At 69.5% G+C, this 13,041-nt stretch carries 12 protein-coding genes; 4 read left to right on the top strand and 8 right to left on the bottom strand.

Translation table 11 applies throughout. The features are described 5' to 3' along the window. The first annotated feature begins 52 nt into the window (after positions 1 to 52). Positions 53 to 1,282: a beta-ketoacyl-ACP synthase I gene (gene fabB, locus BZG35_RS02905; RefSeq protein ID WP_077354279.1), complete on the top strand. Its 1,230-nt coding sequence runs from the start codon at positions 53 to 55 to the stop codon at positions 1,280 to 1,282. Here the strand turns inward: fabB and BZG35_RS02910 are convergent. Beyond that, entirely contained in the window at positions 1,279 to 3,360 is a 2,082-nt protein-coding gene (locus BZG35_RS02910) for a DNA/RNA non-specific endonuclease (RefSeq protein ID WP_077354280.1), read from the bottom strand. The genes fabB and BZG35_RS02910 overlap by 4 nt on opposite strands. Before the next feature lie 186 nt (positions 3,361 to 3,546). On the opposite strand from BZG35_RS02910, the gene BZG35_RS02915 reads away from it, so the two are divergent. Then, positions 3,547 to 4,344, top strand: coding sequence for an enoyl-ACP reductase (locus BZG35_RS02915; RefSeq protein WP_171982015.1), 798 nt, complete (start codon positions 3,547 to 3,549; stop codon positions 4,342 to 4,344). A gap of 70 nt (positions 4,345 to 4,414) precedes the next feature. Here the strand turns inward: BZG35_RS02915 and BZG35_RS02920 are convergent, their stop codons facing one another. The 5 genes from BZG35_RS02920 to ffh form a co-directional block, all read right to left on the bottom strand. Then, positions 4,415 to 4,846: a pyridoxamine 5'-phosphate oxidase family protein gene (locus BZG35_RS02920; RefSeq protein WP_077354282.1), complete on the bottom strand. Its 432-nt coding sequence runs from the start codon at positions 4,844 to 4,846 to the stop codon at positions 4,415 to 4,417. 58 nt (positions 4,847 to 4,904) lie between these two features. Then, positions 4,905 to 5,609 (bottom strand): glutathione S-transferase N-terminal domain-containing protein, encoded by a 705-nt coding sequence (locus BZG35_RS02925; RefSeq protein WP_077354283.1) that lies wholly within the window; start codon positions 5,607 to 5,609, stop codon positions 4,905 to 4,907. Between the two features lie 63 nt (positions 5,610 to 5,672). Then, positions 5,673 to 6,197: a ribosome maturation factor RimM gene (rimM, locus tag BZG35_RS02930; RefSeq protein WP_077354284.1), complete on the bottom strand. Its 525-nt coding sequence runs from the start codon at positions 6,195 to 6,197 to the stop codon at positions 5,673 to 5,675. A 74-nt stretch (positions 6,198 to 6,271) separates the two neighbouring features. Continuing rightward, positions 6,272 to 6,829, bottom strand: coding sequence for a 30S ribosomal protein S16 (gene rpsP / locus BZG35_RS02935; RefSeq protein ID WP_077354285.1), 558 nt, complete (start codon positions 6,827 to 6,829; stop codon positions 6,272 to 6,274). Positions 6,830 to 6,850: 21 nt separating this feature from the next. Then, on the bottom strand, positions 6,851 to 8,389 hold the full coding sequence (ffh, locus tag BZG35_RS02940) for a signal recognition particle protein (protein ID WP_077354286.1): 1,539 nt from the start codon (positions 8,387 to 8,389) through the stop codon (positions 6,851 to 6,853). A 285-nt stretch (positions 8,390 to 8,674) separates the two neighbouring features. Between ffh and ppc the strand changes: the two genes are divergently transcribed. Both ppc and BZG35_RS02950 read left to right on the top strand, forming a co-directional pair. Further along, positions 8,675 to 11,383, top strand: coding sequence for a phosphoenolpyruvate carboxylase (ppc, locus tag BZG35_RS02945; protein WP_077357766.1), 2,709 nt, complete (start codon positions 8,675 to 8,677; stop codon positions 11,381 to 11,383). A gap of 139 nt (positions 11,384 to 11,522) precedes the next feature. Then, entirely contained in the window at positions 11,523 to 11,840 is a 318-nt protein-coding gene (locus tag BZG35_RS02950) for a UrcA family protein (RefSeq protein WP_077354287.1), read from the top strand. Positions 11,841 to 12,054: 214 nt separating this feature from the next. On the opposite strand, the gene recR is transcribed toward BZG35_RS02950, so the two are convergent. Then, positions 12,055 to 12,657: a recombination mediator RecR gene (gene recR / locus BZG35_RS02955; protein WP_077354288.1), complete on the bottom strand. Its 603-nt coding sequence runs from the start codon at positions 12,655 to 12,657 to the stop codon at positions 12,055 to 12,057. Beyond that, entirely contained in the window at positions 12,658 to 12,987 is a 330-nt protein-coding gene (locus BZG35_RS02960; RefSeq protein ID WP_077354289.1) for a YbaB/EbfC family nucleoid-associated protein, read from the bottom strand. Positions 12,988 to 13,041 lie beyond the last annotated feature (54 nt).

Genomic DNA, 13,041 nt, shown 5'->3' on the forward strand with positions numbered 1-13,041 from the left:
CTGCAACAACCGCGATCAACGCGGGAACGACCAGCACAAAGAAGGAAACACCATGCGGCGTGTCGTCGTCACCGGTCTGGGTATCGTCTCCTCCATCGGCACGGGTGCCGAAGAGGTCACCGCCTCGCTGCGCAGCGCGCGGTCGGGCGTCGTCGCCGCCCCCGACCATATCAAATACGGCTTCCGCTCCCAGGTCTGGGCCCCGCCGTCGCTGGGCGTGACGGCCGAGGACTGGGCCCCTCTGGTGGACCGCCGCGCGGCGCGCTTCCTGGCCAACGGCACCGCCTGGGGTCACATCGCCTTCGAGGAGGCCTTAAAGGACTCCGGCATGACGGCGGACGAGATCAAGGACGAGCGCATCGGCCTGATCGTCGGCGAGGGCGGCCCGTCGACCCAGGTCATCCTGCAGGCCGCGGCCACCACGGTCGAGCGGACCTCACCCAAGCGGATCGGGCCGTTCGCCGTGCCCAAGGCCATGGCCTCCGGCCCTTCGGCGGTTCTGGCGACCTGGTTCCAGCTCAAGGGCATCAACTATTCCATCTCCTCGGCCTGCGCGACCAGCGCGCACTGCATCGGGGCGGGGGCCGAGCAGATCCAGTGGGGCAAGCAGGACGTGGTCTTCGCCGGCGGGGTCGAAGACATCGACTGGTCCATGTCCAACATGTTCGACGCGATGGGGGCCATGTCCTCGAACTTCAACGCCACGCCGTCCGTGGCCAGCCGCGCCTATGACGTCGCCCGCGACGGTTTCGTCATCGCCGGCGGGGCCGGCATCGTGGTGCTGGAAGAATACGAGCGGGCCGTGGCGCGCGGCGCGAAGATCTACGGAGAGATCGTCGGCTACGGCGCCAACTCGGACGGCCACGACATGGTCGCCCCGTCCGGTGAAGGGGCTGAGCGCTGCATGAAGATCGCCCTGGCGGAGGCCGGCAACCGAAGGATCGACTATCTGAACCCCCACGGCACCTCGACGCCGGTCGGGGACTCCAAGGAGATGGGGGCGGTCCGCAACGTCTTCGGTGCCGACATGCCGCTGATCTCCTCAACCAAGTCCCTGACCGGCCACAGCCTGGGGGCGGCGGGCGCGCAGGAGGCGATCTATTCCCTGCTGATGCTGCACCACGGCTTCGCGGCCGAAAGCGCCCATATCGAAACCCTGGATCCCGAGTTCGAGGGCATGCCGATCCTGCGCGAGCGCAGGGACGTCGAACTGACGACGGTCATGTCCAACTCGTTCGGCTTCGGCGGCACCAATGGGACGGTGATCTTCTCGAAGGTCTAGACGGCCGCGAAACGGTCGGCCTTCAGCACCGCCTTGGGGAAACGGACCAGGCCGATCCGGGCCTGGAGGGTCTTCAGCGGCAGCATGTGCCGCCGCCAGCGGGCTTCCGGATCGAATTCGAAGGCGACCTTGGTCAGGTCCTGCTCGAGCAGGAAGCCGAAGGCGGCCAGATCGTCTCCGTCGCGCGCCACGATCACCTTCCAGTAGGCGCGGGGAATGCGGACGGACACGGGACCGGCATCGTCGACGCCCAGGAAGACGGGATCGTCGTCGACCAGAAGCGGGCCGGCGAACAGACAGTATCGCTCGGTCGCGCCCTGATCCTCGATCTCGTTTTCCAGCTCGCCCCACAGGCCGTCGAATTTCGACTGGTTGAAGCCGGCCACCTGAGGCGTGCAGTTGGTCACGTGATAGGTGTCGCCATTGGCGCGCCGGACCTGGGCGTGGTCCACGCCCCAGCAGACCTCCTCGCGGCGGACCAGGTGACCCTTGTCGAAGGCCTGCCGGTCATTGTTGAAGAACCGCTCGGGCAGCTGAGATGACGCCGGCAGCCGGGGATCGAGGAACCACTTCTCCCGGTCCTTCTCTCCCAGCCCGCCCAGGGCGCGCCGCGTATAGACGAAGCCCGGCTCCGGCTCCTTGGCGGCGGGGGAAAAATCCACATTGGCGGCGGTGAAGATCGGCAGGCGGCGAAGCCGGTGCATAGCCAGGGTGAAATGCTCATACGGCACCAGAACCCCCTGGCCGTCGGTGCGGGGCGTCGCGTCCGCGGCGTCCGTCAGATCCGGCAGCGAAACCGCGATCCCCAGGAAGTCCGGGCGGTACCCCTTGCGGCCCACGTAGTCGGGATCGTGCCAGGGCTCGACATTGCGCTCCGGCGCTTCGGCCAGGGCCGGGGCACCGGGGGCTGCCGCCATGCCCAGCCGCACGGTCACGGTCAGGGGGATGGTCACCTCTCCGAACGTCGTCGATGCGACCGCGGTGGGGGCCGGGGCCGGGGATGCGACCGGGCCGGGGGCGACATGCTGTTCCGTCGGGCGACGTGTCCCGGCTGCGGTCCCGCTCGCCGGCCGGATCTGGCCGAGGCAGGCCGCCTCCAGCCCGGATCCCAGCGGCCCATCGGGCGCCAGGCCCAGCACCGTGCTCGCCACCCGGCTGGCACGGACGCCCTCGTTGGCGATCCAGTCGACATCGGCGTCGTCGTCGTCGTCGCCGACGGGCGTGCCGTTTTTCAGCAGCCAGCGGCCTTGCGCGTCCTTCCGCGGCACGCCGGAGTGATGCAGGGCCACGACCTGCCAGGAGTCGTTGAAGACCGGGGCGCCGGACGAGCCCGGCGCGGTATCGGACTCGTAGGTCAGGTGGTCGGCGCTGATCGACAGCAGGCGGTTCTCGCGCAGGGCGATCTGTTTGGCCCGACCGTTGGGGTGCTGAATGACCGTGATCGGCTCCCCCTCGTTGATCTTGCCCAGATCGGGGCTCAGCCGCAGCCAGCCGTAGTCGTCGAGCCGACCCGGGCCGTTCAGCGGGTCCGCCCCGACGGCGACCAGGGCGAAATCCAGACCGGCGTCGGCGACGAAGAACCGGGCCGGCTCCAGCGCGAAGGTCGTCGTCGGCCGCTCGAACCCCATCAGGTCCAGTTCGCAGTCGAACAGGGCCAGAGACGCCGCGGCGTCGGCGGCGGTGGGAAAGACGTGATGGTTGGTGAGAAGCAGGCCCGGCGCGATCAGAAAGCCGGTGCCGTCCCCCAGGCTGCGCCCGGTCGCATCTCGGATCGCCAGCCGCGCCACCGCCCTCGCGGCCTGCAGGCCCCGCGCCAGATAGTTGACATCGACCAGATCGTCGCGACCGAGCGTCCGCTCCAGTTCGGAGCGCGAAATCTTGCGTCCGCCTTCTTGGAGCTGGAGTGTGCGGGCCTGCCGGCGCGCCTCGGTTTCGAACTGCCCGGGCGCCGTGGCGTCGGCCCGCGCCTTCAGCAGCTCGATCGCGGTTGGGGCTCCGGGTCCGGTCGGAGGCTGCACCTCCGCCGTGACGCGGCGCTCGGTGGCGTCGACGGTCTCGCGAATGCGTTCGATCTTCATAGGAGAGCCCTCCGCCCGTCAACCTAACGTGGATATGCGACAGCCGCGAGTCGGGCGGGATCACGACCACGCCATGCGGCGCTTTGCACGCCCGCGCCGCCGCTGCTAACCCTCCGCTCACGAACCGCTCGGCCGCAAGTCGGGATCAAGAGGAGACGCCTGATGGCCACCGAATCGACCTGGAACATGCCCGCGGGCGAACTCATGAAGGGCAAGAAGGGCCTGATCATGGGGGTGGCGAACGCCAATTCCATCGCCTGGGGCATCGCCTCCCAGCTGGCCGCCCAGGGGGCCGAGCTGGCCTTCACCTATATGGGCGAGGGGCTGGAGCGCCGGGTGCGGCCGCTGGCCGAGAGCGTCGGCGCGAAACTGCTGATCCAGGCCGACGTCACCGACGACGCCTCGATGGACGCCGCCTTCGCCGCGCTCGAGGCCGAGTTCGGCACGATCGATTTCGTGGTCCACTCGGTCGCCTTCGCCAACAAGGACGAGCTGAAGGGCTCCTTCATCGACAACACCAGCCGCGACAGCTTCCTGCTGGCCATGAACATCTCGTGCTTCAGCTTCGTCGACGTCGCCAAACGCGCGTCCAAGATCATGCCCAACGGCGGGTCGATGATCACCATGACCTATCTGGGCTCGGAGCGGGCCATCCCCAACTACAACACCATGGGCGTGGCCAAGGCGGCGCTGGAGGCGGCGACCCGCTACATCGCCCGCGACCTGGGTCCCAAGGGTATCCGCGTCAACGCCATCTCGGCCGGGGCCATGCGCACCCTGTCGCTGGCCGGCATCTCGGGCGGCCGGGGCATGATCGCCCAGGGCCGGGCGATGTCGGCGATGAAGGAGGACACCTCGATGGAGGGGGTCGCCGGAGCCGCCCTGTGGCTGTGCTCGGACCTGGGCCTGTCGACCACCGGCGAGGTCATCCACGTCGACGCCGGCTTCCACATGATGGGTCTGGCGGGCGACGAAGAGGCCTGAGCCCTCGGACGCCAAGCAAAAGGCCGCCCCTTCGCAGGGGCGGCCTTGAGATTTCGGACGTTCAGCGGGCCTACAGCGCCAGTTCGCCCTCGTCCTCGCCGTCCCAATAGGCGATGCGCGAGGCCTTGGCCTGGATCAGGACCAGGCCGGGGGTGTCCACGCCTTGCGGGAACCAGCGCTCCAGACCCTTGGTCCAGTGGGCGGTGAAGGCGGCCTTGTCGCGGATCAGCTCGGCCCGCGCCTCGATGGCGATGAAGATGCCGGGCTTGCCCAGCAGGCCACGCTCGCCGGTCAGGGTCAGGCCGACGATGGGATCCGCCATGATGTCGCCGACCATCCCGGCGTCCTCGGTGGTGAAGAACCAGCTGTCGCCGTCGTAGTCGACCTCGCCGTTGTTGCTCATCGGCCGCGACGTCAGGGCCCCGCCCGCCGTGCGGGTGGTCAGCATGGTGAAGTCGATGTTGCGCATCTTCTTCGAGAGTTCTTTCAGGATCAGTTTCACGCGGGGCTCCTCAAGCTTTGCCTGCACCAAACCCGCGAAACCCCGAGCCGATCCCGCGTCAGGGTCGCGCAGGGATATTCAGCCCCCGCGCCACCGCCGGCCGCGCCTGGCAGCGCTCGACCCAGGCCGGGACCGCCTGCAACGCGCCCCAGTCCACCAGAGCGCCGGCGCCGTAGAAGTCGGGGACGGCGCGGACCCAGCCGATCAGGGCGATGTCGGCGATGGTGAATTCATCGCCCATGACGAAGTCGCGGTCCGCCAGCCGGCCTTCCAGGACGCCCAGCAGCCGTTTGGTCTCGGCCGCGAAGCGGTCGCGGGGACGCTTGTCGTCGTAATCCTTGCCGGCGAACTTGTGGAAGAAGCCCAGTTGTCCGACCATCGGCCCGACCGCCGCCATCTGCCAGAACACCCACTGGATCGTCTCGTAGCGAGCGATCGGGTCGGTCGGCAGCAGCTGGCCGGTCTTTTCCGCCAGATAGATCAGGATGGCCCCGGACTCCCACAGGGCCAGGGGCCGGCCGCCCGGGCCGTCGGGATCCAGGATGGCGGGGATCTTGCCGTTGGGGTTCAGCGCCAGATAGTCGGGGGTCCAGGTCTGGTTCTGCATGATATCCACCAGGTGGACCTCATAGGGCAGGCCGATCTCCTCCAGCATGATCGCGGCCTTCACCCCGTTGGGCGTCGGAAACGAATAAAGCTGCAGTCGGTCGGGATGGGCGGCCGGATACTGGCGCGTGATCGGGAAGGTGGAAAGGTCGGCCATGGGACACCGTGACGGTTGCGGATGACCCCATGTCGGAAGGCGCCCGCGACGGCGCAATAGGGGTCAGTCCGGCTCGCGCTCGCCGACCTCTTCGGGGCGGATGGCCAGCAGCCAGCCGTCGGCCAGGTGAAGCTCCGGCGTGGCCGCCCTGGTGAAGGGCAGGAACCAGGTCGGTCCGCCGGCGGCGGGGGCGATCTCCAGCATGTCGTCGGCGCCGAAATTCTGGACCGCCTTGACGGTGCCCAGGACCGTGCCCTCGGGGTCGCGCGCCTCGACCCCGATCAGGTCGGCCAGATAGAATTCGTCCTCGTCCGGCTGCGGGAAGCGGTCGCGCGGCACGTGGAGCTTGAGGTTGCGCAGGGCGTCGGCCTCTTCCTTGGTGGCCACTTCCTTCACCCGGCCGACGATGCCGTCCTTGGTCGGGCGGGCCGACAGCACGGTCAGGGCGTGGGAGCCGTCGGCGCGCAGCAGCGGCCCATAGGCGGTCAGGGCCAGGGGATCGGCCGTATAGGCGGTGATCTTGACCTCGCCCTTGACGCCGAAGCCCCCGGCGACATGGCCGACGAGGATCAGTTTGGATTCAGTCATCGCAGGCTCCGATAGCAGAAGGGCGGCGCCCGATGGACGCCGCCCTTGCCGTGGTCAGTTCACCGGGCGGCCAATCAGGCCTCGGTCTTCTCTTCTTCGGTGGCCGGAGCCTCTTCAGCGGCGGCCTCGGCCGGAGCCTCTTCGGCAGCGGCGTCCTCGGCAGGGGCCTCCTCGACCGGCGGCGCGTTCTTGGCGGCTTCGGCGGCGGCGGCGGCCTCTTCCTTGGCGCGTTCAGCGGCTTCGGCGGCTTCGATCTTGGCGGCGGCCTCGGCCTCGGCGCGGTCGGCTTCGCGCTGGGCGCGCTCGGCCGAGCGTTCCTGGGCCTTCTTGCCCGGGGCGCCCTTGGTCGGGTTGTTCGACTGGGTCCACTTGACCTTGCCGGCCAGGGCTTCGTCCTGGCTCAGGAAGCGGGCGACGCGGTCGGTCGGCTGGGCGCCCTTGGCGAGCCATTCCGAGATGCGCTCCTGCTTCAGGGTCACGCGGGGCTTTTCGCCGTCCTTGGGCAGCATCGGGTTGTAGGTGCCGACGCGCTCCAGGAATTTGCCGTCACGGGGCGAGTGGCTGTCGGCGACGACGATGTAGTAGTAGGGACGCTTCTTGGCGCCCCCGCGGGCCAGACGAATCTTCAGCATTTTCAGTCTCTTTCTAGGAAGTCAGTTGGGTTTCTTGGGAAGGCCGGGAAGGCCTCCCGGCAGTGATCCGCCGCCCAGGCCGGAGAGCCGGTCCTGAAGGGCCTTGATTTCGTCTTCGGACGGTTCGGGCATGCGCCCGCCGCCGAGGGCTTTCAGGCGCGAGATATCGGGGCCGCCCGGCCCGCCCATGCCGCCGCCGCCGGGCATGCCCGGCATGCCGCCCATCATGGCCGCCATCTTCTGCAGGTTGCCGCGGCCGCCCTTGGCCAGGGACTTGACCATGTCGGCCATCTGGCGGTGCTGTTTCAGCAGGCGGTTGATGTCCTGGACCTCGACGCCGGCCCCGGCCGCGACGCGCTTCTTGCGGCTGGCGTTCAGCAGGTCGGGCTTCTTGCGCTCGGCCTTGGTCATCGAACTGATGATGGCTTCCTGACGCAGGATCATCCGGTCGTCGATGTTCTGGTCGGCCATCTGGGCCTTCATCTTGGCCACGCCGGGCAGCATGCCCATGATGCCCTGAAGCCCGCCCATCTTCTTCATCTGCTGCAGCTGGGCCGCCAGGTCGTTCAGGTCGAACTGTCCCTTGGCCAGCTTCTTGGCCATGGCCTCGGCCTTGGACTGGTCCAGCTCGCCGGCGGCCTTCTCGACCAGGGCGACGATGTCCCCCTGGCCCAGGATCCGGCCGGCGACGCGGCGGGCGTCGAACACCTCGAGCGCGTCGACCTTCTCGCCGGCCCCCATGTATTTGATCGGCAGGCCGGTGACAGCCCGCATCGACAGCATGGCTCCGCCGCGCCCGTCGCCGTCGGCGCGGGTCAGGATCAGGCCGGTCAGGGGCAGGCGCTCGTGGAAGGCCTTGGCCGTGCGCACCGCGTCCTGGCCGGTCAGGCTGTCGGCGATCAGCAGGGTCTCGACCGGATTGGCGATCGAGGCGACCTCGGCCACCTCGTTCATCAGGGCCTCGTCCAGCGTGATCCGGCCGGCGGTGTCGAGGATCAGGACGTCGAAACCCTGCAGCTTCGCCGAGGTCAGGGCCCGGCGGGTGATCTGGACGGCGCTCTCGCCGGCCACGATCGGCAGGACGGCGACCTCGATCTGGGCCCCCAGCTGGGCCAGCTGTTCCATCGCCGCCGGACGCCGCGTGTCCAGCGAGGCCATCATGACCTTCTTGCGGTCGAACTTGGTCAGCCGCAGCGCCAGCTTGGCCGAGGTCGTGGTCTTGCCGGAGCCCTGCAGGCCGGCCATCAGCAGCACGGCGGGCGGGGCGGCGTTCAGGTTCAGCGGGGTCGGCTCCTCGCCCCCCAGCATCTCGACCAGGCCGTCATAGACGATCTTGATGACCTGATCGGCGGGCCGGACCGAGCGGATGACCTCTTCGCCCGTGGCCTTTTCGGTGGCGAAGGCGATGAAGTCCTTGACCACGGGCAGGGCGACGTCGGCCTCCAGCAGGGCCACGCGCACTTCGCGCATCGCCTCCGCCACGTCCTTTTCGGACAGGGCGCCGCGACCGGTGATCCGGTCGAAAACGCCTGACAGCCGCTCGTTCAGAGCCTCGAACATAAACACCTCATGGGGCGGTCGAACCGTGCTCCATAGCGAAACGACCTCTGGCGACGATCACGTCGGCAGAGGGTTCTCGCCATCCTCGTCCCGTCGAAACAGGGGTCGTGATGGTGGAGACGCAGGTTCAATTGCGCCGGAAGCGGCGGCTTATGCGGGAAAACAGGCGGTTTGTCGACTCGTGTGGCGCGACGCACTTTCCGTTTCAGCGTTTGGCTTTGCGATGGCCGATCGGCGAAGCCCTGATACGGTTCCGCTTCGGCCTCCCCGCTGCCCGAGATGACCATGCCCGTATCCAACGCCCCCGTCGCCGACGACCGCCTGCGCGAGGAGGTCCGCCTGCTGGGCGGGCTGCTGGGCGAGGTGATCCGCGACGAGAGCGGGCAGGATCTCTACGACCGGATCGAGGCGGTGCGGGTGGCGTCGGTCGGCTACCACCGCCACGCCGGGGCGCGGGGGTCGGCGGAGCTGGAACGGCTGCTGTCGGAGCTGTCGCTGGACGATGCGGTGGGGCTGGCGCACGGGTTCGCGGTCTTTTCTCTCCTGGCCAATGTCGCCGAGGACCGGGCGGGCAAGCGCCGCGCCCGCAGCCAGACCGCCGAGGGGGCGCGGCCCGATACGCCCGAAGGGGCCCTGGCCCGGCTGGCCCAGGCCGGCAAGTCCCCCGACGACGCCCGCGCCCTGCTGTCCGAGGCCCTGATCTCGCCGGTCCTGACCGCCCACCCGTCCGAGGTGCGGCGCAAGAGCGTGATCGACCGGATCGCCACCGTGTCGGACCTGCTGGACGCCTGCGACCGGGACGACCTGTCGTGCGCGCCGGACGTCATGATCGCGGGCCTGCGCCGTCAGACGGTCATCCTGTGGGCCACCCGGCTGGTGCGGACCTCGGGCCTGGTGGTCCAGGACGAGATCGACACGGTGGTGTCCTTCCTCGAGCGGGTGTTCCTGAAGGTCGCGCCGGAACAGCTGATCGACTGGCGGCGGCGTCTGGACGCCCCGGACCTGAAGCCCTTCATCCGCATCGGGGCCTGGGTCGGGGGCGACCGGGACGGCAATCCCAACGTCGACGCCGCCGCCTTGCGCGCCGCCTTCGCCACCCCGGCCAAGGCCGTGCTGCGGCACTATCTGGAGGCGGTGAACACGCTCGGGGCCGAGCTCAGCCTGTCCGGCTCGCTGGCGGCCGTCAGCCCGGCGATGCGGGCCCTGGCCGAGACCTCGGGCGACCCCTCGCCGCATCGGGCCGACGAGCCCTATCGCCGCGCGCTCAGCCACATCTATGCCCGGCTGTCGGCGACCCATCCCCTGCTGACGGGCGAGACCGCCCCCCGCCCCGCGCCCTTCGCCGCCCCGCCCTATGACGGGCCCGAGGCCTTCCGCGCCGACCTGGCGGTGCTGCAGGACAGTCTGGTGGCCGGCCACGGGGCGGTCTTCGCCGACGACGGCCTGTCGCGCCTGATCGCCACGGTCGACGTGTTCGGCTTCCACATGGCGACGCTCGATCTGCGCCAGAACTCAGACGTCCATGCGCGCGTCGTTTCCCATCTTCTGCGCGTCGCCGGCGTCTGCCCCGACTATGCCGCTCTGGACGAGGAGTCTCGGATCGCCCTGCTGTCGGCCGAGTTGGCTGCGCCGCGTCTGCTGTTCAGCCCCTATGAGGCCTATGACCCCGAGGTGCTGAAGGAGCGGGCCATCCTGCAGGCGGCGGCCGAGGCCCTGCGCGCCTTCGGGCCCCAGGCGATCCGCACCCATATCGTGTCCAAGACCGACGCCGCCTCCGACCTGCTGGAGGTCTATCTGCTGCTGAAGGAGGTCGGCCTCTATCGCCATGACGACCCCGCGGCCTGCCCGATCCAGGCCGCGCCCCTGTTCGAGACCATCGACGACCTGCGCGCCGCCAAGCCGACGCTGGAGCGGCTGTTGCGGGAGCCCTCGGCCCTGGCGGTGGCCCGGGCGCGGGGCGTGCAGGAGGTGATGATCGGCTATTCCGACTCCAACAAGGACGGCTCCTACCTGACCTCGACCTGGGAGCTGCACGAGGCCTCGCGGGCCCTGCTCAGCGTCACGGAGGCCGTCGGCGTCCTGCTGCAACTGTTTCACGGCCGGGGCGGGGCGGTCGGGCGCGGTGGCGGCTCCAGCTTCGCCGGCGTGATCTCCCAGCCGACCGGCACCGTCGCGGGCCGGATCCGCATCACCGAACAGGGCGAGGTCATCGCCAACAAGTACGGGGAGCCGGACGTGGCCCGCCGCAACCTCGACGCCCTGACCGCCGGCACCCTGATCGCGTCGCTGGCTCCGCCGCCGGACGAGGCGATGACGGCCAGGCATGGCAACACGGCGTCCGCCCTGTCGGTCGCCTCGATGGCCGCCTATCGGGCCCTGGTCTATGAGACGCCGGGCTTCGTCGACTATTTCCGCGCCGCGACCCCGATCAACGAGATCGCCGGGCTGAAGATCGGCTCCCGGCCGACCTCGCGCACCGCCTCCACCGCCATCGAGGACCTGCGGGCCATCCCCTGGGTGTTGAGCTGGAGCCAGTCGCGGGTCATGCTGCCCGGCTGGTTCGGCTTCGGCTCGGCGGTGCAGGGCCGCGACATGGGCGAGCTGCGCGCCATGGCGACCGACTGGCCCTTCTTCCGCACCCTGCTGCAGAACATGGAGATGATCATGGCCAAGGCCGACATGACCATCGCCCGGCGGTATGCCTCTCTGGTACCGGATCAGGCCCTGGCGGCGACCATCTTCGGCGCCTTGCAGTCTGAATGGGACCGGACCCGCGACGCGGTCCTGGCCATCACCGGCCAGCCCGATCTGCTGGGCGGCCAGCCCGAGCTGGACAGGCTGATCCGGCTACGCATGCCCTATGTCGAGCCGCTGAACCACGTCCAGATCGAGCTGATCCGGCGTCGGCGGGCCGGGGACGACGATCCGCGCGTCCGCGAGGGCATCCTGCTGACCATCAATGGCGTGGCGGCGGGCCTCAGGAACAGCGGATGACGGCATGACCAAAAGGTCATGACCTTGATTTAAAGCTTGGCCTTAACTCGGCCACCGCATGGGCCCGGCACGGCAACAGTGACGCCTCAGAAGGGGTGCGGTCGCCGCAAGAACGACTGCCCTTTCAAAGGATCGTCCCATGAAGCCCGCCGTCACCCTCCCCGCCCTTCTCGTGACCCTGACACTCGCCTGTGCCGGGACCGCCTCCGCCGAACCGCAACGTCTGGCCTTCAGCGATCTCGACCTGTCGAGCGCCGCCGGTGCCCGGACCCTGGATCTGCGCATCGCGCGCATCGCGCGGACCCTGTGCAACAATCGCAGCGGCCTGGACCAGGCGCACTGCGAGCGTGGCATCCGGCAGGAGGCCCTGTCCAAGCTGCCGGCCCCGGCCCGAACCGACTATGCCGCCACGCGGCAGCAGAAGGCGACGGCCCGGAGCTTCGCCGCAGCTCAGTGAAGCCCCCTTGGCCCGCCGCTCCCCCGGCGGGTCGGGACGCCTTCAGCGGCACTGCACCCATGGCATCGACGCCATGCATCGCCCGTTTCCGCCGCGAGGCCATGCGGCGGCCTGCCGGAGACCTCGCGCCAGGACTATGTCCGGTCGCGCGGCAATGGCGTGCTGGTTATGGTGCCCGTCGTCTACGGCTGAACCCCGCGGGGCGCGGCGAACTTCAGGCCGGGCGTCGCGCCCGCAGGGCCTGGACGATCGTGCCGTCGTCCAGCCAGTCGAGATCGCCGCCGACCGGGACGCCCCGGGCCAGGGAGGTGACCTCGACGCCGTTGCCGGCGACCCGTTCGGCCAGATAGTGGGCCGTGGTCTGGCCGTCGACGGTGGCGGGAAGGGCCAGGACGATCTCGCGCACCTCGCCGCCCCGCACCCGGCCGACCAGTTCGGCGACCCGCAGGGCCTCCGGCCCGACGCCGTCCAGCGCCGACAGCAGGCCGCCCAGCACATGATATTTGCCGCGAAACGCCCCGGACCGCTCCATGGCCCACAGCGACCCCGCCTCCTCGACGACGCAGATCAGGCCGTTGTCGCGCGCTCCGTCCGAGCAAATCGAGCAGGGGTCGCGGGTATCGGGGGTGCCGCAGACCGAACAGGACACGACCCTGGCCGCCGTCTCGGCGAGCGACGCCGCCAGGGGCTCCAGCAGGGTCTCGCGCTTCTTCAGCAGGGCCAGGGCCGCGCGTCGGGCCGAGCGGGGACCGAGCCCCGGCAGCTTGGCCAGCAGGGCGATCAGCCGCTCGATCTCAGGTCCGGCGGAAGCGGCCAATTAGAACAGCTTGGGCATGCCGGGGATGTTCATGCCCGCCATCGGGCCGGCGGCCTCGCGCATCAGCTCGCCGTTGATGGCGTCCAGCCGGCGTTTGGCGTCGGCATGGGCGGCGACGATCAGGTCGGACAGGATCTCCCCCTCGCCCGGGGCCATCAGGCTGTCGTCGATCTTCACCGAGGTGATCTCGCCGGCCCCCTTCAGGGTGATCGTCACAAGACCTCCGCCCGAGGTGCCCTCGGCGGTGGTTTCGGCCATCTTGGCCTGGGCGTCCTGCAGCTTCTGCTGCATCGCCTGGGCCTGCTGCATCAGGGCGTTGAGATCTTTCATGGGGTGAAGATAGGGGCGATCGGGGGCTTCGGACAGGGGGCAAGACGATCAATG

Source organism: Brevundimonas sp. LM2, from assembly GCF_002002865.1.
In the GTDB taxonomy this organism is placed as follows: domain Bacteria; phylum Pseudomonadota; class Alphaproteobacteria; order Caulobacterales; family Caulobacteraceae; genus Brevundimonas.